A 20,005-nucleotide genomic window follows, 5' to 3' on the forward strand; every position below is an offset into this window, starting at 1 on the left:
TAATTTAGAAATACATCTCTTTGTACTGTAAAAAAGAGTTTTATTTCTAGTAAGTTGTCACTAATTTGGAGGAATAAAGTGAACTATCCAGGACAAGAGGTCTATTTCGATAAAAATGACCTGATTGTAAGTAAAACTGACCTAAAAGGGCATATTACTTACGCAAATCATACCTTCCTTGAAATAGCTGGTTATGATGATAGTGAAGTTATTGGAAAACCGCATAATGTTATCCGGCATGACAATATGCCGCGCGGCGTTTTTGACCTTTTCTGGAGCACCATCGCAAAAGGAGAAGAGATTTTCGCTTATGTGGTAAACTCGACAAAGAACGGAGACCACTACTGGGTTATCGCCCATGTAACTCCAAGCTACGAAAATGGTAGTGTATCCGGTTACCATTCCACGCGCCGGGTGCCCAATCCTCGAACAATCAAAGAAGTGATTGAACCGCTTTACACGGAGCTAAACAATATCGAAGCTGCTTCTACCAACCGCAAGGAAGGCACTCAGAAATCTGCTGCACGTCTTGAGGAAATTTTGACGGAAAAAGGATTGAGCTACGGCGAGTTCGCAGCCTCCTTGATGAGGGAGCAATAAGATGAACATGGAACTGAAAATAGATGCAAAAGATACATTGAGTATTGGTCCTGAGCGCCTTCAGGAAATTATGGAAGTGGCCGACAACATCTGTCGCGGCAATTTTGAAAGTCGGATAAAAAATATTCCCGCTGAAGAGGGAATAGAACGCGCGCTCTGCACCAAGGTAAATGAAATGATCGACCGGGCCGATGCTTACTTGCGTGAATCCACGGCGTGTCTTGGCTTTATTGCGGAAAATCAATATTTCCGTCGTATCGCACCGGAAGGGCTTATGGGCTCCTATGGCGTGGCTGTCGAAAAGATAAACAGCGCCGCAGATGGTGTTGAAGCAAAAATATCGAAATTCCACGATGCCGTTACCGCGATTACAACTGCAGCAGGCCAATTGAACACCAGCGCCCAGTTCATGGGCGACACGGTCAAAAGCACCAGCGAGAAAACAGCTGCCGTTGCCGCCGCGGCGGAAGAGGCTGGCCGGAACACCCAAACGGTTGCTTCAGCCGCAGAGGAGCTCAATTCCTCCATTCAAGAGATCAACCGCCAGGTCAATAGTTCAGCGAACATGTCCAGTGAAGCTGTGACTCAATCCAAAGAAGTCAACGATATGGTTGCCAGCCTCTCCGCTGCATCTGAAGAAATCGGGAATGTGGTCAAACTGATCAATAATATCGCCGGACAAACCAAACTGCTTGCGCTGAATGCCACAATCGAGGCCGCCCGCGCCGGAGAGGCCGGTAAAGGTTTCGCGGTTGTCGCTAGCGAGGTCAAGAGCTTGTCAGCAGAGACGGAAAAAGCGACTGAAGGGATCAGACTACAGGTCGAAGCCATTCAGAAAGCGGCGACAACCGCTGTCAGCTCTATCTCTGAAATCAGCAAATCCATTTCCAATATTAATGAAGTGTCTTCTGCAATTGCGTCCGCCGTTGAAGAACAAGGTGCCGCAACACAAGAGATTTCCCGAAATGTACAGGAAGCAGCTTCAGGTGTTCAGGATGTCACGACCAATGTTGGCGTCGTAAATGAGAATGTCAAAGAAGTCAGCGCCAGCTCTGAACAGTTGGCGAGCGTCGCAAGTGAACTTACGAGCCAAGCGGAACTTCTGACGGAAGTCTTGAACAGTAAATAGCGTTTAGTTCAATTCACCCCACAGGATGAGGCGGCTTTTTTGCCGCCTCATTAGCTATTTTTCAAAGTCATACTGACGCCCTAAATCGGCAACAGCCCTGACAGCAGCAGTGAAATGCTGGTCAGAAACCCCATTATCGGCACCCAGAGCGGTACGATAAAGACGCCCTCCGTTGGTTGTTCACCCGTTAATTTAAGACGGATCAGAGCAAGATTAACCAGCGAGAAAACGATCAGGACAATCGTCGATGTCGCCTCCGCCAGCTGTGCGATCGGCAGGAGGGTCGCGAATATTAAGACCAGCACTACAATCACAGCGGTCGCAGTAAGCGGCGTTCCGGTGACTGGGTTAACAGCCGACAGAAAAGACGGCAGGCTTTTCTGCACTGACAATCCATATATCACCCGGGAGGCCATGATGATCTGGATCAGTACTCCGTTGGTCGTTGCAACAATAGCGATTAGGCGAAATATCCCCGATGCGGTGCTTCCCGCCGACTCAAAGACAAGAGCAAGAGGAGCGGCAGATCCGGCAAGATCCGCAATAGGCACCACAAGAACAACAACAGAAACCACGAGAAAGTAAAGGACCGTCGCGATCAGGAGCGTAAGTATAATGCCTCGCGGCATGTTTCTGTGAGGTTCAATTACTTCCTCTGCGACATTCGCAATATCTTCAAAGCCCACAAAGGCGAAAAACGCAAGCAAGCTCGCTGAAATTATGCCGCCCCAGATAACGCCATCGAGTGGCGGGAGCAAGGTATCTATGTTTAACAGAACCTCTGGTTCGGCGCTCACACCGAAGTAAATAACAAGGCCCAACCCCGCAATCTCAATCACTGTGAAGATAGCCGCGACAAAAACTGATTCCAGTATCCCCCATGCAGCAATGACACCAACTATCAATATTATTGCAATCGTCAGTAACGTCGGAGAAAGTGGGATGATCTCGCCAACATAGGTTGCCGCCCCAATGGATACGGCCGCAGAAGAAACAATGCCCGATGACGCGACCAATAATCCGACAATCAACGTCAGAAGATTGGAATTAAACCCTGCCCTTACATAGGCGGCCTCCCCTGCGCTGACAGGATGGCGGGTCGACAATTCAGCATAAGTGAAGCCGGTAAAAGCAACAACAGATGCCGCCACCAGAAATGAAATCGGTGCATAGATACCGGCCCGCGCCGCCGTTGTTCCGACGAGTACGTATATTCCTGCGCCAATCGTCACACCAAGGCCATAAAGGGTGAGAAGAGGGAGTGTAAGCCGTCGCTTAAGTTCCGCTGGCCTTGTCTCCGCATCTTTCACGTTCTCGTCTTGCATATTAAACCTTCATGATTGCAAACTTGAATTTCAAACACTCAGTTTCGAATGTCACTGAACAAACAGCAAGGGATGCTGACTTATGATGAGTGATTCCAGTTCTGTTGGATTGTTCATGAGTGCTCCTCCTGTTTTCAAAACAACGACACCGTTTTCAGGCGCAAGCATACTCATGATTGAGTTGTCACTTTCGGCAGCCAGAGGCGCAACATGCACTCGGCCGCTTCCTTCGGTCGCCTGATCCGCGCTTTTAGAAAATTCCTGTTCAAAATTAAGTATCTCGCCATACACCCGCTCGGTCACACGATAAGGAAGAAGCGTTATGTTTTTGAGAGACGCCCCCAAAAGAGCCCTCGCCACGCGCATGCCATGATCCGCCGCGTCAACGGACTCACAGATGACCGTAACATAAGGCACCAGCCGCCCGCCGCCTTTCAGCAGTAATGTCGGACGCATCGTTGCAAGAGCACGTCGGTTTGAACGCTGACCGCGGTAACCCCGGCTTTTCAGTCTATTTGTGCTTTCGATGATGATCAGATCAGCGTCGACAAGTGTTTCTCCCTCGTTCCGCCAAACATCCTCGCGAACCGACCGGAAGCCTACAGTAACCTTACGGCGGCTCCCCGCGCGCTCAAGCTGTCGCTGAACGCTTCTTGCCATTGCGCGCAACTGACCTTTCAAAGTAAGTCGATCCAGTTGATGTGCGGTTGGTGAGGACAGGCGGAACTCACGGATAAAATCAAACTCTCCGACGGTGATAAGGTCCGCGTCCTCTATAAAAATGCCATGCAACTCCCCTCCAAGCCGCGCCGTGATATCAATGGCTGCTCCAACCGTTTCCTGACAATGCGTCGCCGCATCAATCTGGAGCAATACCCTGTGATATTTCGGGGGCGAGGGCTCAGTCATCAATTACCTCCGACATTTTCTCTTCGCCGCCAGACTTTACATATCGCCGTGCTGATTCAGCAAAAGCCTCAAGCCGTAATTTAACCCGGCCATTGATCGTATCTTTAGGATAATTTCCAGCCGCATCCAGCTCTCCGGCAGGCATGCCTGTCAAAATCTCGATCCCCTCGTCAATGCTGGCAACTGAAAAAATATGGAACTTGCCTTTTTCTGCCGCTTCCACAACCTCATCCTTCAACATAAGATGTTTGACGTTTGACTCCGGAATAAGCACACCCTGAGTACCACTAAGTCCGCGGAAGTTACAAAGATCGAAGAATCCCTCAATCTTTTCATTTACGCCCCCGATAGCTTGCACTTCACCGAATTGATTTACCGACCCCGTAACAGCCAGGGACTGCTTTATTGGAACATCTGCCAGCGCGGATAAAAGTGCATAAAGCTCTGTCGAAGACGCACTATCTCCATCTACGCCGCCGTAAGATTGCTCAAACACCAGGCTCGCATTCAAGGACAACGGCTTATTTTCGGTATAACGTGCCGCCAGAAAATTAGAGAGGATCAGCACGCCTTTTGAATGAAGCGGGCCACCAAGTTCCACTTCACGTTCAATATCGATGACGCGACCACGCCCGAGATGCACCCTTGCTGTAATCCTGCTCGGCCGACCAAAGGCAAAATCACCTAACTGCATTACAGATAAGCCATTGATCTGGCCGACCTTGGCACCCGAGGTGTCGAGCATCATTGTACCGCGCTGGAACTGTTCCTGAGTGCGTTCACGCATCCGGTCCGATCGATGAATATGGGCTTTTATCGCGTGCGTCACATCCTCTGCGGCGATATGTGATGCCTTCCGGGACGCAGCCCAGTAATCCGCCTCTGACATTAAGTCGGACAAAGAGCGGGTATGACTAGACAACCTTTCCGTATCTGAAGTAAGGCGGGTCATCCTTTCCATTACTTTTTCAACAGCACCCCGCTCCAGCGGCATTAGCCGTTTTTTTCTCGCTTCTGTCGCAATAAATTTCGCATATAACGCAACGGCGTCATCCGTCACCGGTAGACGATCGTCAAAATCAACCGGCACCTTGAAAAGGTTTTGAAAATCCGGATCATTCTGGCTGAGTAGATAGTAAAGAAGCGGGTCACCTATCAGGATCACCTTAATATCTAATGGCATCGTTTCTGGTTGCAGGCTTACCATACTGCCAAGTGACATCATTTGGGTGAGCGATTCTATTCTTACTTCCTGGCTGCGGAGTTCGCGCTTGAGAGTTTCCCAGGCATAGGGTTGAAATACCAATCGGCGGGCATCAAGGATTAGATAACCGCCATTCGCCCGATGAAGCGCACCAGGTTTAATCAACCGAAAATCTGTCACCAAGGAGCCAAATTCCGAGCGATGCTCTATCCGACCGATCAGGTTCTCAACCGTAGGATTATCTTCATAGACAACCGGCGCACCGCCATTGGCGTCATGGCTGATCAGAACATTAATCTGGCAGTTCCCGATGACACGTTCCTGCTGCATCACAAAATCCGCGGCGATACGGGCCGGAACTGTCTCCACCGCCTCGTCCTTGGTTAAACGGAACACATCACTATGGTTGATGATATAGTCCTGAACTTCATCAAAAAAGACGAGCACTGCCGTACAATCCCGCCACTTTTCCCGAATTTCATCTATGAGGTGATCGACCGCAAAGCTTGTGACCTCCCGGTTAAGCTTAGTGATTTCCCGGCGCTGCTCGCGCTCCACTTCCGGAAGCATACGAACAACAGCCTGCAAATCACCTTCCAGTTCACCGATGTCTTTCTTGAATTTCTCTTGGCTCTCTGAGGACAGCTTGGAAAAAGCCTCCGGATTTAGCACCTTTCCATCTTGCGATGGTGCCAAAGCGAGACCCATCGGCGTCCGGACAATGGAGACGTTTTTCTCGTCTGCCTTCTTCTGCAGATCCTCGAATGCTTCTTCCTGCTTTAGCTTGAACTGCTCCACAATAACATCAAGCCGTGTGCGGTAATCCTCACTTTCATAGGCGGCGGAAATAACGGCGCGAACTTCTTCGGTAAGTGCCTCCATCTGCTGCGCGAGATCATTCGCGCGCCCTGCGGGCAAGCGTAACAATTTTGGGTGATCCGGTACCTTAAAATTATTTATATAACACCAGTCATCCGGGACTGGCTTTGCCGCAGCTTCGGGTTCAAGATAACGACGGATAATTTCTGTTTTACCAGATCCTGAAGGGCCAAATGCAAACAAATTAAAGCCATGATGACGCACACCAATACCAAAGCGAATGGCCTCTACCGCACGATCCTGACCTAACGGCTCGCGCAAATCCTCCAATTCGGTTGTATCCTTAAACCCAAGTGCTTCAAGATCATATCTGCGGCATAATTGTGAAGCGGGCAGTGCCTTAGTATCCACCATCAGGAAATCCTTTTTTTAGTATCTCGCGATTCTAGCATATTATTTGTCGCCCAATATGAGCCAAATCAATTCGAAGCGTGGAATTCACTGCTTTGATTAAACCGCTATCTGGCGAAACGTCTAAAATCCGGCATATATTTGAAAGCTTGCTTGTGTACAGAGGTCTGAACTTAGAAAAACATTGCCTGCAAAGGCTTTCGAGATTGATCCTGATCAATGCTGCGGCGCACAAATCACTGATAGTATAGCTAAGTTTCCCCGGCTTCCCCAATGATGGGCGTGAATGGAAATATCATGGCACAAAAACAAGCTTCCCACAAAACGAGAAAGAGACCCGCAAAAATGGTCGCTACCAAAACAAATTTACCCGCTGTGACAACAACCAAGGGTAAGACGCCACCTTCTGCTATTGCATATCCCTATCAGAAAATCATGGAAAACCCTGATATGGGGCATTCGCCATTTGAACGCGACTCCTATTTCTCAACATCAATGCAGGAAATACTGGACCGTTCCACACATGCAATGGCCGCTCGTTTTACAGGCGGACTTTCTCCCAGCGCCCTTGCTGGAGCCTATGCCGATTGGGTCGTTCATCTGGCTACCTCACCGGGCAAGCGGCTTCAGCTTGTTGAGAAGGCTGTGAAGAAGAGCCTGCGTCTTGCCAACTACGCGACCCAGTGTGCGCAGAATAAAAATGACGATGATGCTTCGCCGCGATGCATTGAGCCCTTGCCGCAAGATAAACGCTTTAGCGATCCGGCTTGGCAAACATTCCCATATAACCTACTTCATCAATCCTTTTTGATGACACAGCAATGGTGTCATAACGCAACGACCGGGGTGCGCGGAGTTACCCAACAACATGAAAATGTCGTGGAGTTTGCAACTCGGCAAGTTCTTGATGTTTTCTCGCCGTCCAATTATTTTTTGACAAATCCGGAAGTTCTTCAAAAAACCGTCGATGAAAGCGGACAAAACCTTGTTCGCGGCTATCAGAATTTCGTCAAAGATTTTGAGGCAGCCGTCAGCGGCCGAAAACGGACGGACAATCAGAAATATCAAGTTGGCAGAAATATTGCGGTTACGCCCGGAAAAGTAATCTACCGAAATCGGCTGATAGAGCTAATCCAGTATGAGCCTGCTACGGAAAAGGTTCATCCGGAGCCGATCCTCATCGTGCCGGCTTGGATCATGAAATACTATATCCTTGATCTTTCTCCCGAAAACTCTCTCGTTAAATTCCTAACAGAGCAGGGGTATACAGTTTTCATGGTTTCTTGGAAAACCCGGACCCTGATGATCGCGACCTATCGATGGATGATTATCGACGCCTCGGGGTGATGGCAGCACTTGATGTTATAGAAAATATCATACCGAATGAGAAAGTGCATGGCGTTGGTTATTGCCTTGGCGGCACCTTGCTAACGATTGCCGCAGCAGCCATGTGTCGAGATAATGATGATCGACTTAAATCACTCTCGCTTTTCGCAGCCCAAGCCGACTTTACCGAGGCTGGGGAGTTGATGCTGTTCATCAATGAAAGTCAGGTCACCTTCCTGGAAGACATGATGTGGGAACAAGGGTTTCTGGATACAAAACAGATGGCGGGTGCATTCCAATTACTACGTTCCAACGATCTTATATGGTCCCGCTCAGTCCGAAATTACCTGATGGGCGAAGAGCCAGACCTCAATGATCTAATGACCTGGAATGCGGATGCCACGCGCATGCCATACCGTATGCATTCCGAATATCTACGGCATTTATTCCTGAACAACGATCTTGCCGAAGGCCGCTTTCTCGTCGAAGGGCGACCAGTCGCTGTTTCAGACATAACTGTGCCCATATTTGCGGTCGGAACCGAATGGGATCACGTTGCACCGTGGCAATCCGTATATAAGTTCCATATCCTGTCCGACACCGAAATTACATTCCTGCTAACCAATGGCGGCCATAACGCAGGGATTGTCTCTGAGCCGGGACATCCACGGCGCCACTATCGTCTTGCCCTCCATAAATTGGATGATCGCTATAAGGATCCAGAGCAATGGTATGAAGACACGACGGAGCAGGAAGGATCTTGGTGGCCGGAGTTTAGTGCTTGGCTAAAAGCCCGTTCAGGTCAGCAGACCTCCCCGCCAGCTATGGGATTGACCGACCAAGGCTATGAAATTTTGGGAAATGCTCCCGGTACATACGTTTTTCAGGAATAGGATGATTTGCATATGATTCCGAATTTAATCAGTGGCAAACGGGGGTTGGTCGTCGGCATTGCCAATGATCATTCAATTGCCGCTGGCTGTGCGCGCGCCTTTCATGGCTCCGGAGGACGACTCGCGCTCACCTATCTGAATGAAAAGGCGCGACCTTATGTTGAGAAGGTCGCAACTAGCGTTAATGCCGAGATGCTGCTGCCACTAGATGTCGAGGACGATTCGCAGATGGAGGCCGTATTTGAAAGAATTACAAAGGAATGGGGTGGCCTTGATTTTTTATTGCATTCCATCGCCTACTGCCCCGCAGAGGATCTACAAGGACGCGTCATAGACTGCTCTCGCGCTGGATTTGCCCAAGCGATGGACATCTCCTGTCATTCCTTTATCCGGCTGGCACGACACGCTGAACCGCTAATGAAAGATGGCGGGAGCTTGCTAACCGTAAGCTATTATGGCGCAGAGAAGGTTGTTGACCACTACAATATTATGGGTCCGGTCAAGGCAGCGCTTGAAGCCTCCATGCATTATCTGGCGGCGGAACTCGGCCCCAAAGGCATTCGCGTAAATGCTCTGTCACCCGGCCCGTTGAAGACGCGTGCGGCCTCCGGCATAGCGCATTTTGATGAATTGATCGACGAGGCGTGCGCACGAGCGCCGCAACATCGTCTGGTAACTATTGAAGATGTCGGTAACATGGCTGTTGGCCTAGTCAGCGATGCTGCAAAGAATGTTACTGGCAACATTTCATATGTCGACGCGGGCTATCACGTAATGTCGTAAACAGGGCGGAACATGCAATATATCGAAAACAAGACATTTGACGAAATAGAGGTTGGCGACAGCGCAGACTTGGCACGGAAGCTTAGCACGAAGGATATTGAGCTTTTTGCGGTTATGTCCGGAGACGTCAACCCTGCCCATTTAGATGTAGAGTATGCAAAGTCAGATATGTTTCACAAGGTGATTGCCCACGGCATGTGGGGTGGATCCCTGATCTCTGCCGTTCTGGGGACTGAATTGCCTGGTCCGGGCACAATCTATCTAAATCAGTCTCTTAATTTTCATAAACCTGTCGGACTGGGTGACATGATCACCGTTCGGGTTACAGTGAAAGAAAAACACGATAAAGGCTACCGCGTTACACTCGCCTGTGAATGTATCAATCAAAATGGCGAGATCGTTATCGATGGCGACGCGACCGTTATAGCCCCGACCAAAAAGGTCCGTCGCCCCCGGATTCTCCTGCCCGAAGTACATTTACACGAGACGGGCGCCCAGTATCAGCGATTGATTGCCGCAACTCGAGACTTGGACCCTATCCGTACGGCTGTTGTTCACCCTTGCGATACGATATCCCTGATCGGTGCACTGGAGGCCGCAAAAAATGACCTAATTGTCCCTGTATTGATCGGGCCGAAGAAAAAAATACAGGCCGCCGCAGAGGAAGCGAATTACGACATCAACGCTATTGACATTATTGATGTGCCCCACAGTCACGCTGCTGCCCAAAAAGCAGTCGAAATGGTCCGACAAGGCACTGTCTCCGCTTTGATGAAGGGCAAACTGCATACGGACGAAATTATGGAGGCGGTTGTTGATCGCGCAAACGGCCTGACAACTGAACGGCGCATCAGCCATGTTTTCGTGCTTGATGTACCGCATTATCCAAAGCCCCTTTTCATTACCGATGCGGCAATCAATATCTATCCTGATCTGGACGATAAACGGGATATTATTCAAAACTCTATCGACCTTGCCCACGCGCTTGGCATTGATGTGCCGAAAGTCGCTGTTTTATCAGCCGTGGAAACAGTTTATCCAAAGATTGCCTCAACCATTGATGCCGCGGCCCTCTGTAAAATGGCCGACAGGGGACAGATAACCGGTGGCCTGCTTGATGGGCCACTCGCCTTTGACAATGCCATTTCCAAAACAGCGGCGGAAGCAAAGGGCATTACCTCTGCCGTTGCAGGAGAGGCGGATATCCTGATTGCACCCGATCTTGAGGCCGGCAATATGATCGCCAAGCAGCTTATTTATCTTGCCGGCGCGGAATCTGCCGGAATTGTCCTGGGCGCTCGTGTCCCCATTATTCTGACAAGCCGAGCGGATGGCACATTGTCCCGCCTCGCCTCTTCCGCCCTTGCTCTCCTTTTCGCATATTATGTCCAGCAACAAACGCCATGACAGAAACAATATTAGTTCTGAACGCCGGATCGTCGAGTATCAAATTCGCCTTGTACCCAGCTGCACAGACACCGAGCAGCCCGTTGATCCGTGGCAAAATAAAAGGAATAGGCCGCGCCCCGGAATTTAATGCGGTAGATATTTCCGGCCGCAATATAGATAAAGGGCCGCTTGCTGCGATAGAAGTCACAAGCGACCATCAACACCTAACCAGTCTATTACTCGATTGGTTGGATGTTCATGACCAGGATAATAACGTCGTTGCCATTGGACACCGTGTTGTGCATGGCGGACGCGAGTATGCCACGCCAGTTAAAATCAGTATCGAAATCCTGCAAGAACTAAGACAATTTGTGTCGCTTGCGCCGCTCCATCAGCCACACAATCTGGCTCCGATAGACGCACTTATCAAACGCAACAGAGATCTCTTGCAGGTCGCCTGTTTCGATACGGCATTTCACCGAACTCAGTTACATCTGGCAGAGCTTTTTGCACTTCCCCGTCACCTTACTGATGAGGGCGTCATCCGATACGGCTTCCACGGCCTTTCCTATCAGTATATTTCAAGTATTTTGCCCAAAATCCTCGGAGAAAAAGCGGAGGGGCGTATTGTTGTTGCACATCTTGGAAACGGCGCAAGCCTTTGCGCCATGCAAAACCGGAAAAGTGTTGCCACAAGTATGGGCTTTACGGCACTTGACGGGTTGGTGATGGGAACTAGATGTGGCACCCTTGATCCGGGCGTCGTTCTTTATTTCATGCAGGAGCGTGGCATGAATGAGGAGGAAATCCAGCGTCTCTTATACAATGATTCCGGTCTGCTTGGCGTTTCCGGGATAAGCAATAATATGCAGGTACTACTTGAAAGCGATCATGCCCACGCCAAGGAAGCCATTGATCTTTTCTGTTATCGAGCGGCCTGCGAGATTGCGTCCCTGATGGTCCCGCTTAAAGGGCTGGAAGGCATCGTTTTTACGGCCGGCATAGGCGAGAACTCCGCACCCATTCGTGCACAAATTTGTGCAAATCTGGAATGGCTCGGGGTTAACCTCGACAGTGAAGCAAATCAGTCAAACGCTCATATAATCAGTGGTGCAAACTCTGAAATTGTTGTCTCAGTTATTCCCACCGATGAAGAAAGTGTGATTGCCGATGCGACTTTTAATATCCTCCAACACGGCAATGAGTGAGGGTTCAAATGGCCACTCAGGGAATTGAGAAAGTTATACCTGCTGTTGGATGGCTTAAATCTTATTCATCCAACGACCTGCCGGGAGACCTCACTGCGGGAATTATCACCGCTATCCTGCTGGTTCCGCAGGCGATGGCTTATTCTATCCTTGCCGGACTTCCGCCGGAAGTAGGTTTGTACGCAAGCATCCTGCCGCCCATTCTTTACGCATTTTTCGGAAGTAGCCGCACTCTCGCTGTTGGTCCCGTCGCCGTTGCTTCACTTATGGTCGCGGCAGCACTTGGTACCATTGCCATTCCGGGGTCGGCTGATTATATCTATGCTGCGCTAGTTCTTTCCGCCCTAATCGGTTTGTTTCTCCTGATCATGGGAATTGCAAAACTTGGTTTTCTCGCCAATTTCCTGAGCCACCCTGTAATGTCTGGCTTTACCAGCGCGGCGGCAATTGTCATTGCCTTTAGCCAGCTAAAACATCTATTGGGCATCGAAATTCCACGCGGTAGCCGCATAGACCAATCGCTTAGTTATATCTTCAATCATGTTTCCGACATTAACGGTTTAACCGTGATTATCAGTGGGATAAGCCTCATACTTTTGTATAGTTTGCGGCAGTATCTTAGCCCCCTACTCATTCGCTTTGGATTATCGGAAAAAATTGCCAAGACGCTTGTAAAAGCAGGGCCTATGTTTGTAGTTCTGTTAATGACCCTTTTGTCGGCGAAAATGCTGTGGAATGAAACTAACGGGCTTGTCGTTGTGGGAAGTATCCCCGCAGGCCTACCGCCGCTCACCGTGCCGAGTTTCGATTTTACCCTTTGGCGTGAATTGGCGGTTTCGGCGGCCCTGATCGCCCTTGTCAGTTTTGTTGAGAGCGTTGCCATCGCGCGGGTTCTGGCCAGCAAGCGCCGCCAGAAGATAGATGTCAATCAGGAGCTTGTTGGTCTTGGCGTCGCCAATATCGGTGCCGCTTTTACTGGTGGCAGTCCGGTTTGCGGCGGCTTTAGTCGTTCTGTGGTAAATTTTGATGCGGGTGCGAATACACAGTTAGCGGCCATTATAACCGCCGCATTAATTGCACTTTCCGTGCTTTTCTTCACACCACTTTTTTATTACCTACCGCAGGCCGTACTAGCGGCCATTATAATCATTGCTGTCTTGGGGCTAGTCGATCTAAAGGCCCTTAAAGTAAACTGGACCTATAGCAAGAGTGACGCCGCCGCCTGGCTTGTTACCTTCGCCGTTGTCATTGCGGAAGGTATCGAATTGGGTATTATCGCGGGAATTGTGGTTTCGCTTATCCTCTTCCTCTGGCGCAGCAGTAAACCGCATATCGCCATCGTTGGCCGCGTTGGAAGCAGCGAACATTTTCGCAACATCAAGCGTCACACGGTCCGGACCTGCGCGCATGTTCTGGCGATGAGGGTGGATGAAAGCCTGTTCTTCGCCAACACCCGATATTTTGAAAATTATGTCCTTTCAGCGATTGTCGACCAGCCAGAAGTAAAACATGTTGTCTTTATATGCAGTGCCATCAACGCGATCGACGGCAGCGCGCTCGAGTCTTTGGAGACTCTCATTTCAGACTTGAAAAATGCGGGTGTCACTTTTCATCTGGCCGAAGTGAAGGGGCCGGTGATGGATCGATTGGAACGAACTCATTTCCTTGAGCATCTCAAGCCCGGTAAAGTTTACCTCAGCACCCACGATGCCTTCAAAGACCTTGATTGCGCCTGATGGCTCAAGAATATCCGGACATACCACAACAGGAGATAATCTCCTTTCTAAAGAACCCCGCAAATTATCCAACTGAGATTGAAATGGTTGACGTGCATGAAACCCACGGCGCGATGATTTTTCTTGCGGGTGATTTCGCCTACAAAATAAAGAAGGCGGTCAAATTTCCCTATATGGATTTTTCAACACTTGCAAAGCGGCGACATTTTTGTAAGCGGGAAATATCGATCAATCAGCCCGGTGCGCCGGAGATTTATCTGGGCCTAACGGCCATCACAAAGGAATCTGATGGAAGCCTGACATTTGACGGAGCCGGCCAAACTGTTGAATGGGCGGTAAAGATGAAACGCTTTGAGCAGGAGATGATGCTTGACCAGCTTCCGCACAGCAGAGTTACTGAAAAGGCACTGATCGAGAAGCTGGCCAAGTCAGTTTTCGACTATCATCAAAAGGCTCCAATCGAGAGAGCCTCAGATGGCCCTAAGCGTATTCAGCTATTAATTGACGAACTAAGAGATAGCTTTCAGGGCGCGCCAAAGCTTTTTCAAAAAGAAGATGTATTACGTTTCCAACAGCTGGCAGAAGAGCATCTATCCTTCGCCTACTCTTGCTTGAGATTTCGGGGGCGCCATGGATTTATCCGCCGATGCCATGGTGACCTTCATCTTCGCAATATTGTCCTTATCGACGATAAACCCGTTCTTTTCGATGCGTTGGAGTTTGATGAGGAACTGGCGACTATTGATACTCTCTATGATCTCGCGTTCCTTCTCATGGATCTTGATCAGCAGCAAATGAGCCCGAGCGCAAACCAGCTTCTTAACCGATATCTTTATCTCTCCGGCGCACTTGAGGATATTTACGGGATGAAAGCCATGCCGCTCTTCCTTGCGATCCGCGCAGGGATTAGAGCCATGGTCGCCAATGATCACGCGCAGCAGCTTTCCGGCAAGGCCGCACAAGAAGAAAGAATAGCGGCACGGAAATATTTTTTCACTGCCATGCAATATTTATCGCCAAAAAAGTCAGCGCTGGTGGCAATTGGTGGATACTCGGGTACTGGGAAAACCACCCTTGCGTCATTGCTCGCTGGCACGCTGGAACATGCCCCGGGCTTCTTGCATTTCCGCACGGATCTGGAACGAAAAGCCCTTTTCAACGTGTCTGAGACTGAACGGCTGGACCCATCCAGTTATACCCAGGAAATAAGCGATAAGGTTTATGCTAAATTGCGGCATAAAGCCCGCATTGGCCTGAAGGCTGGGCAGAGAGTTATTGTCGATGCCGTCTTCTCTAAGGGGAGTGAGCGGGCGGAATTTGAGGCTCTCGCAGAGGAACTGGACGTTCCGTTCATCGGCATCTGGCTAGAGGCGGATGAAGAGGTTATCTCCGCACGCGTTGAAGCGCGCAAAGGCGACGCATCCGATGCGACCCCGGCAGTCGTGCATCAGCAAGTGAAGCGTGGCACTTCCGGCCTGACATGGCATCGCATTGACGCGGGCGGTAGCCAGTTTGACAGCCTGCGCCAGGTTCTCGACATACCCGCATTATCCAATATTGACTGATCTGCCCTAGTCTTCCTTCGGTGCCGCTTTATCCAGATTTTTGGGGGAGAACACATCTCCAAATGCTCCTTTCCCGGGACTCTTGGCGGGTTCATCGGGTTTTGCGGGCGGTGCAGTCTTATCGAGGTTGCCTGGGGTAAATACATTGCCAAAAGCACCCTTGCCCGGGCTTTGCGTTGCCGGCGCGCTAGACTTGTTGTTGCCACCAAACACATCCGGTCCCTTATGCTGCTTCTGCAGTTGCTCCAACTGCCGTTTTTCACGAATGGCCTTAATCCGTTCCTGCTGCAGAAGTTGCTTTTGCGCTCGAACATCCATTTTGCAGGCATTCGGGCTGTAACTCTGGGCGAACCATATCGTGGAGGCACCCCCCAATGCCAACAGGACAAGGATAATGGCGGCCGGATTGCCCCGAAAGAATTTCGGTAGCTGAAACCCACCCGAGACCGCCGCTACGGGGGCGCCATTGGCGAGCGCTAGTTGCTGTCTCCGGCGATAGATTTCATGTGCAAGCGCCCCAAGAATAGTCAGTGCAATAATAATGAAGGCAAGTGCGGAAATGGATGGGTTGATCCCATATCTAACCTTTTGCGCGAGCTCAATGGTCAGCGTAGGGTACTTGCCGAAGGTGAAGGTAGTCGTATTGTAATTCTCGAAGGATGCCAGAAATGCAAGAACTGCGGCCGAGCCAATGGCGGGCTTCATAAAGGGCAGTAAAATCTTACGGAAAGCCTGTACCTGCGTCGCCCCGAGATCAAGCGCAGCTTCCGTCAGGCCGGTATCGAAGCGCTGCAACCGGGCAATAAAAACCAGCATACAGTATGAAGCAATAAAGGTCGATTGGCCCAGAATAGTGAGAAATATGCCGTTATGCAGAATGCCCCCGCTACTCATACCGAGCATAATGCTCATCCGATCCCAGAATACGAGCGTGGAAATACCGAGCACCACCCCGGGAATAAGGATCGGCGCGATCACGATGGTGTAATAGGTTGCCCGAAGCTTCGGCCATATCTGGGTTAGCAGCAGGGCGCCCGCAAGTCCCATAATCACGGAGAGAATGACAGTGCCAATACCGATAATGAAGCTGTTCTCGATGCCGTTCAATATCCGCTCATCATGGGCAAGGACATCGAACCATTCGAACGTTAGGCATTCCCAAGGCGTCAGTTTCGGAAAAGATGGAGAGTTGAAAGCCGTAATGCTCATAACGACAAGCGGGCCCAGCAAATATCCAAAAAAGACGACGAGATAGGCACCTAGAATAAATTTGAGGAGAATATTGTTGGTCTTCATTTACCAATATCTCCTATCTTCACTTTGAACAGCCGCATCATACTAAGAACGATGATAATACAGGTGACAAGCAGGACGATGGCAAAGGCCGCACCGCGGGGCCAGTTACCGCCTGTGTTAAACCACTGATAGATAATCTGCGTAAACCAGAGACTGGAGGGGCCACCCAGAATTTGCGGGGCCGCCAGCGCGCCCGCCGAAAGCATGAACACCATTGTACAGCCCGACGAAATACCCGGCTTGGCGTAAGGGATAACCACCCGCCAATGAATACGCCACCAAGGCGCGCCCATATCGCGCGCCGCCTCGATCTGGTTACGGTCAAGGCTTTCGATCACATTGTATATCGGGAAGATCATCAACAAGATATAGGCATACCCAAGCCCTGCATAGAGCGCCACATTTGCCCGGATAAAGTCAACGGGGTCGCTGATCAACCCCATAGCCAACATCATTTCATTGATCAGGCCGCTTTCGCCGAAAATAATGCGAAAAGCGAAGGCGCGCAGAATTTCATTAATCCAGTATGGAATAATCAGCAGCAGTACCAGAATGCGAATTGCCCCGCCGCCCCTCGACTGACCAAGGTAATACGCAAGCGGATAGCATAGCACGAGGTCGAGGATGGTCACAAATAACGCGGCCAGAAGCGTCCGGCCAAATACGCCGAGATCCACAACATTATAAGTCGTATCCGCGCCCGGTGCCCCGAGAACCAGATATTTATAATGCTCAATCGTATAGGTGTCTTTCGGCCCTCCCATCTCCGGAGGGGGAAGATGATGCCGGAACGAAAAGTCGAGCATGGAAAGCTGCGGCAGGACAATCAGGATAACAACCCAGAACAACACCGCGACCAATAGGAAACTACCGAGCCCGATACCGTTTTTAGCAAAATAGTCCCGGAACAGCTGTGCAACTTTCATCGTTCCATCCTATTCGCTGGCAAGCTCACCGGCGGGCAAGACGACCGCCTGCTCAGGCACATACTCAAGTGTCAGGTTCATACCTTCCGCCGATTGCCGTTCTGTTCCGATATTCACGAGAGACATCTTGATTTCCTTGCCCTCGGAACCTTCAAGGAAAACATTATATATCTGTCCCTCAAATTCCTCATGCTTGACCATAGCCGCAAAACGGTTCGGCGCGGGTGTGATATCCGGCGCGATATTGAGCGCCTCGGGGCGAACAAACAACATCGCGGGATCGCCAACTTTCAAGGTACCCTGCGCAGTCGTTGCGATGCGGGCAAGCAACTCTCCCGTCCGATTGGTGCTGATTAGGGCCATATCACCATCGATGGATTTCACCTTACCCCGGAAAACATTATTTTCCCCGACGAATGACGCCACAAAAGGTGTTGCCGGATCATTGTAAACCGTATGCCCCGAACCGATCTGATCGACGACCCCGGCCCGCATGACGGCAACATTGTCGGACATCGTCAATGCCTCGCCCTGATCATGCGTGATATAAATGAAGGTGATACCAACGCGCTGCTGAATTTCACGAAGTTCTGTGCGCATATGCTGCCGAAGTTTCAAGTCCAGCGCAGAAAGCGGCTCATCAAGCAATAGAACGTCTGGTTCCGCACAGAGCGCACGGGCAATTGCAACGCGCTGCTTCTGCCCGCCGGACAATTCGGATGGAAGTTTTTCACCCTGATCCGGCAACGCAATCATTTCAAGGAGCTCGTCGGCCCGCTTGCGTCGTTCCGCCTTACTGGCACCCTTCACTTCCATAGAAAAGGTAATATTTTCCCATATTTTCATTAAAGGAAAGAGGGCGAGATTTTGGAAAATAAGAGCCGTCGGACGTTTGTTCGGCCCGATCCCGGTCATATCCCTTGCCGCCAATTCGAACTGTGCCTTCGCTAGGCTCCAGAAAGCCCGACACGGAGCGCAGGATCGTTGTCTTACCGCACCCAGACGGCCCAAGAAACGAGAAGAACTCTCCTCCCTTAATATTCACATTCGCTTCACGTACAGCAACGAAATCACCAAACCTGATCCAGACATTTTCCAGATCGACATCAACCCCTTTGGTCATGGATCATTCCCCAATTGACACCCTTTTCCATCGAAACCCCCTCGGCCCAAAGAAAACAAACGGGAATTGCGCCGGACCCGCGAGAGCGGATCCGGCATATCTTATCAAGATTTAAGAGCTCTTGAACTTGTTCACATACTCAGTACGTACGGCAGCATACCAAGGTGCCTGAGGTGGCCAAGGATTCAAGTTATCGAGTGAATCGCCTGGATACGCATCCGCAAAGTTCTTCTTATAGGCATCGCCCGCATATTGATCAGCCCCTAGAACCGGCGAATTATAACCATGAGAATCAATGGCCTTACCGGCATTTTTGGCGTCATAGGAGAATTTGATGAATTCATAAACCTGATCCATATTCTTCGCCCCGATAGGCAACGACATGCCGTCAACCCAGGCCATCGCCCCTTCAACCGGCGCCTGATACATGATTGGATCACCAGCAGTTTTTAGTGACATTGGCGGACCGTCCCAAGTCTGGCCAACGACGACACCCTCGTTCAACAGTCCATTTTTCTGCGTATCCGCATCATTCCAAAGAAGCTTGATATTCTTTTTGCGGGCGATGCACCAGTCTGTCACTTTTTCCCAGATCGGACGCATCGTCTCTTCAGACTCATATGCTTTCCACATATCGCCGGGGTTAAGTGCGCCGATTGTTTCCATATACAGGCCAGCACAGAGCATCATGGAATGCGGGCGTCCCATAGTCTTGCCGGCGTTCTCTTCAGCCCAGACATCCCCGTAGCTTGGTGCAGCACCAGCCGGCGCCCATTTATCGGTCCGCCATGGCGATACCTTCCGTTCCCCAGATATGTGGAAGCCAATGAGATCCCTTACCTTCAAAATCCCAATCTTTTGTTCCAATGGCCGCCATTGTCGGGCTCACTTTATCAACAGGAACACGGCTCATATCCCACGGCTGTAAGAGTTCGAGCGGCCCCCATTCCAAGCCCTGGTTATTTGTCGGCGAAACAATGTCAAAGCCCTGACCCTTGTTTGCCTTCATCTTGTTGATGATCTCTTCGTTCGAGCCAATACCTGTGTAGTTGATTTTGATGCCTGTTTCTTTTGCAAAATCTGCAATGAAAGGTTCCGGCAGGTAATCCGACCACATCAAGATGTTAAGTTCCCCTGAAGAGGAGAACGCATTTTTAACAATCGCGGGTCCAGCTACAGTAAAAGCACCAACAGCTGTCGCCGTTTTCAAAACATTCCGGCGACTGACGACTGATGTTGATTTTCCATCTGCCTGTGTGGGTTTTTGAGATTTAACGGTCATTCTATACTCCCTTGAATTTTATAGCTTCGAGATCTTTAGTAAATGAACGGGTTTAGCGACGCTTTTATTACAAATGGACTG

At 50.2% G+C, this 20,005-nt stretch carries 13 protein-coding genes and 3 pseudogenes; 8 read left to right on the forward strand and 8 right to left on the reverse strand.

Annotation, left to right across the window (positions count from 1 at the left end):
* Positions 1-78 precede the first annotated feature (78 nt).
* Complete coding sequence (locus AC0L73_RS07925; protein ID WP_227952618.1) at positions 79-600, forward strand: PAS domain-containing protein; 522 nt, start codon at positions 79-81, stop codon at positions 598-600.
* Between the two features lies 1 nt (position 601).
* Entirely contained in the window at positions 602-1,729 is a 1,128-nt protein-coding gene (locus tag AC0L73_RS07930; protein WP_227952616.1) for a methyl-accepting chemotaxis protein, read from the forward strand.
* A gap of 80 nt (positions 1,730-1,809) precedes the next feature.
* Here AC0L73_RS07930 and AC0L73_RS07935 read toward each other — a convergent pair whose 3' ends face one another.
* From AC0L73_RS07935 to AC0L73_RS07945, 3 genes are read right to left on the reverse strand one after another with little or no spacing between them, the layout of a single operon-like run.
* Positions 1,810-3,054 (reverse strand): APC family permease, encoded by a 1,245-nt coding sequence (locus tag AC0L73_RS07935; protein ID WP_473655268.1) that lies wholly within the window; start codon positions 3,052-3,054, stop codon positions 1,810-1,812.
* A gap of 51 nt (positions 3,055-3,105) precedes the next feature.
* Complete coding sequence (locus AC0L73_RS07940; protein ID WP_473655269.1) at positions 3,106-3,963, reverse strand: hypothetical protein; 858 nt, start codon at positions 3,961-3,963, stop codon at positions 3,106-3,108.
* Entirely contained in the window at positions 3,956-6,400 is a 2,445-nt protein-coding gene (locus tag AC0L73_RS07945; protein WP_473655270.1) for a Lon protease family protein, read from the reverse strand. Before AC0L73_RS07945 ends, AC0L73_RS07940 begins: the two co-directional genes overlap by 8 nt.
* Positions 6,401-6,847: 447 nt before the next feature.
* On the opposite strand from AC0L73_RS07945, the pseudogene AC0L73_RS07950 reads away from it, so the two are divergent.
* From AC0L73_RS07950 to AC0L73_RS07975, 6 genes and pseudogenes are all read left to right on the forward strand, one after another.
* A pseudogene (locus tag AC0L73_RS07950) lies at positions 6,848-8,616 on the forward strand (PHA/PHB synthase family protein).
* Positions 8,617-8,628: 12 nt separating this feature from the next.
* Complete coding sequence (fabI, locus tag AC0L73_RS07955) at positions 8,629-9,399, forward strand: enoyl-ACP reductase FabI (protein ID WP_227952608.1); 771 nt, start codon at positions 8,629-8,631, stop codon at positions 9,397-9,399.
* 12 nt (positions 9,400-9,411) lie between these two features.
* Entirely contained in the window at positions 9,412-10,806 is a 1,395-nt protein-coding gene (locus AC0L73_RS07960) for a bifunctional enoyl-CoA hydratase/phosphate acetyltransferase (RefSeq protein ID WP_473655271.1), read from the forward strand.
* Positions 10,803-11,996 (forward strand): acetate/propionate family kinase, encoded by a 1,194-nt coding sequence (locus tag AC0L73_RS07965; RefSeq protein WP_473655272.1) that lies wholly within the window; start codon positions 10,803-10,805, stop codon positions 11,994-11,996. The genes AC0L73_RS07960 and AC0L73_RS07965 overlap by 4 nt, the downstream gene beginning before the upstream one ends.
* A gap of 8 nt (positions 11,997-12,004) precedes the next feature.
* Entirely contained in the window at positions 12,005-13,732 is a 1,728-nt protein-coding gene (locus AC0L73_RS07970; protein ID WP_473655273.1) for a SulP family inorganic anion transporter, read from the forward strand.
* Positions 13,732-15,297 (forward strand): bifunctional aminoglycoside phosphotransferase/ATP-binding protein, encoded by a 1,566-nt coding sequence (locus tag AC0L73_RS07975; RefSeq protein ID WP_473655274.1) that lies wholly within the window; start codon positions 13,732-13,734, stop codon positions 15,295-15,297. Before AC0L73_RS07970 ends, AC0L73_RS07975 begins: the two co-directional genes overlap by 1 nt.
* A gap of 6 nt (positions 15,298-15,303) precedes the next feature.
* On the opposite strand, the gene AC0L73_RS07980 is transcribed toward AC0L73_RS07975, so the two are convergent.
* From AC0L73_RS07980 to AC0L73_RS08000, 5 genes and pseudogenes are all read right to left on the reverse strand, one after another.
* Positions 15,304-16,593: an ABC transporter permease gene (locus AC0L73_RS07980; protein WP_473655275.1), complete on the reverse strand. Its 1,290-nt coding sequence runs from the start codon at positions 16,591-16,593 to the stop codon at positions 15,304-15,306.
* A complete protein-coding gene (locus AC0L73_RS07985; protein WP_227952590.1) occupies positions 16,590-17,519 on the reverse strand; it encodes an ABC transporter permease in 930 nt (309 codons plus the stop codon). The genes AC0L73_RS07980 and AC0L73_RS07985 overlap by 4 nt, the downstream gene beginning before the upstream one ends.
* A 9-nt stretch (positions 17,520-17,528) precedes the next feature.
* Positions 17,529-18,119 (reverse strand): TOBE domain-containing protein, encoded by a 591-nt coding sequence (locus AC0L73_RS07990; RefSeq protein ID WP_473655427.1) that lies wholly within the window; start codon positions 18,117-18,119, stop codon positions 17,529-17,531.
* Between the two features lie 90 nt (positions 18,120-18,209).
* A pseudogene (locus AC0L73_RS07995) lies at positions 18,210-18,642 on the reverse strand (ATP-binding cassette domain-containing protein); the annotation flags it as partial.
* Between the two features lie 111 nt (positions 18,643-18,753).
* Positions 18,754-19,924: pseudogene (locus AC0L73_RS08000) on the reverse strand (extracellular solute-binding protein).
* Between the last annotated feature and the right edge of the window lie 81 nt (positions 19,925-20,005).

The organism is Sneathiella sp. D3-11, assembly GCF_055809395.1.

What these genes read in the sequence shown, in the direction of transcription:
- AC0L73_RS07975 (WP_473655274.1), top strand. Translation starts at nt 13,732, where the DNA reads ATGGCTCAAGAATATCCGGACATACCACAACAGGAGATAATCTCCTTT.
- AC0L73_RS07965 (WP_473655272.1), top strand. Translation starts at nt 10,803, where the DNA reads ATGACAGAAACAATATTAGTTCTGAACGCCGGATCGTCGAGTATCAAA.
- AC0L73_RS07945 (WP_473655270.1), bottom strand. Translation starts at nt 6,400, where the DNA reads ATGGTGGATACTAAGGCACTGCCCGCTTCACAATTATGCCGCAGATAT.
- AC0L73_RS07970 (WP_473655273.1), top strand. Translation starts at nt 12,005, where the DNA reads ATGGCCACTCAGGGAATTGAGAAAGTTATACCTGCTGTTGGATGGCTT.
- AC0L73_RS07985 (WP_227952590.1), bottom strand. Translation starts at nt 17,519, where the DNA reads ATGAAAGTTGCACAGCTGTTCCGGGACTATTTTGCTAAAAACGGTATC.
- AC0L73_RS07940 (WP_473655269.1), bottom strand. Translation starts at nt 3,963, where the DNA reads ATGACTGAGCCCTCGCCCCCGAAATATCACAGGGTATTGCTCCAGATT.
- AC0L73_RS07960 (WP_473655271.1), top strand. Translation starts at nt 9,412, where the DNA reads ATGCAATATATCGAAAACAAGACATTTGACGAAATAGAGGTTGGCGAC.
- AC0L73_RS07980 (WP_473655275.1), bottom strand. Translation starts at nt 16,593, where the DNA reads ATGAAGACCAACAATATTCTCCTCAAATTTATTCTAGGTGCCTATCTC.
- AC0L73_RS07990 (WP_473655427.1), bottom strand. Translation starts at nt 18,119, where the DNA reads ATGCGCACAGAACTTCGTGAAATTCAGCAGCGCGTTGGTATCACCTTC.
- AC0L73_RS07935 (WP_473655268.1), bottom strand. Translation starts at nt 3,054, where the DNA reads ATGCAAGACGAGAACGTGAAAGATGCGGAGACAAGGCCAGCGGAACTT.
- fabI (WP_227952608.1), top strand. Translation starts at nt 8,629, where the DNA reads ATGATTCCGAATTTAATCAGTGGCAAACGGGGGTTGGTCGTCGGCATT.
- AC0L73_RS07930 (WP_227952616.1), top strand. Translation starts at nt 602, where the DNA reads ATGAACATGGAACTGAAAATAGATGCAAAAGATACATTGAGTATTGGT.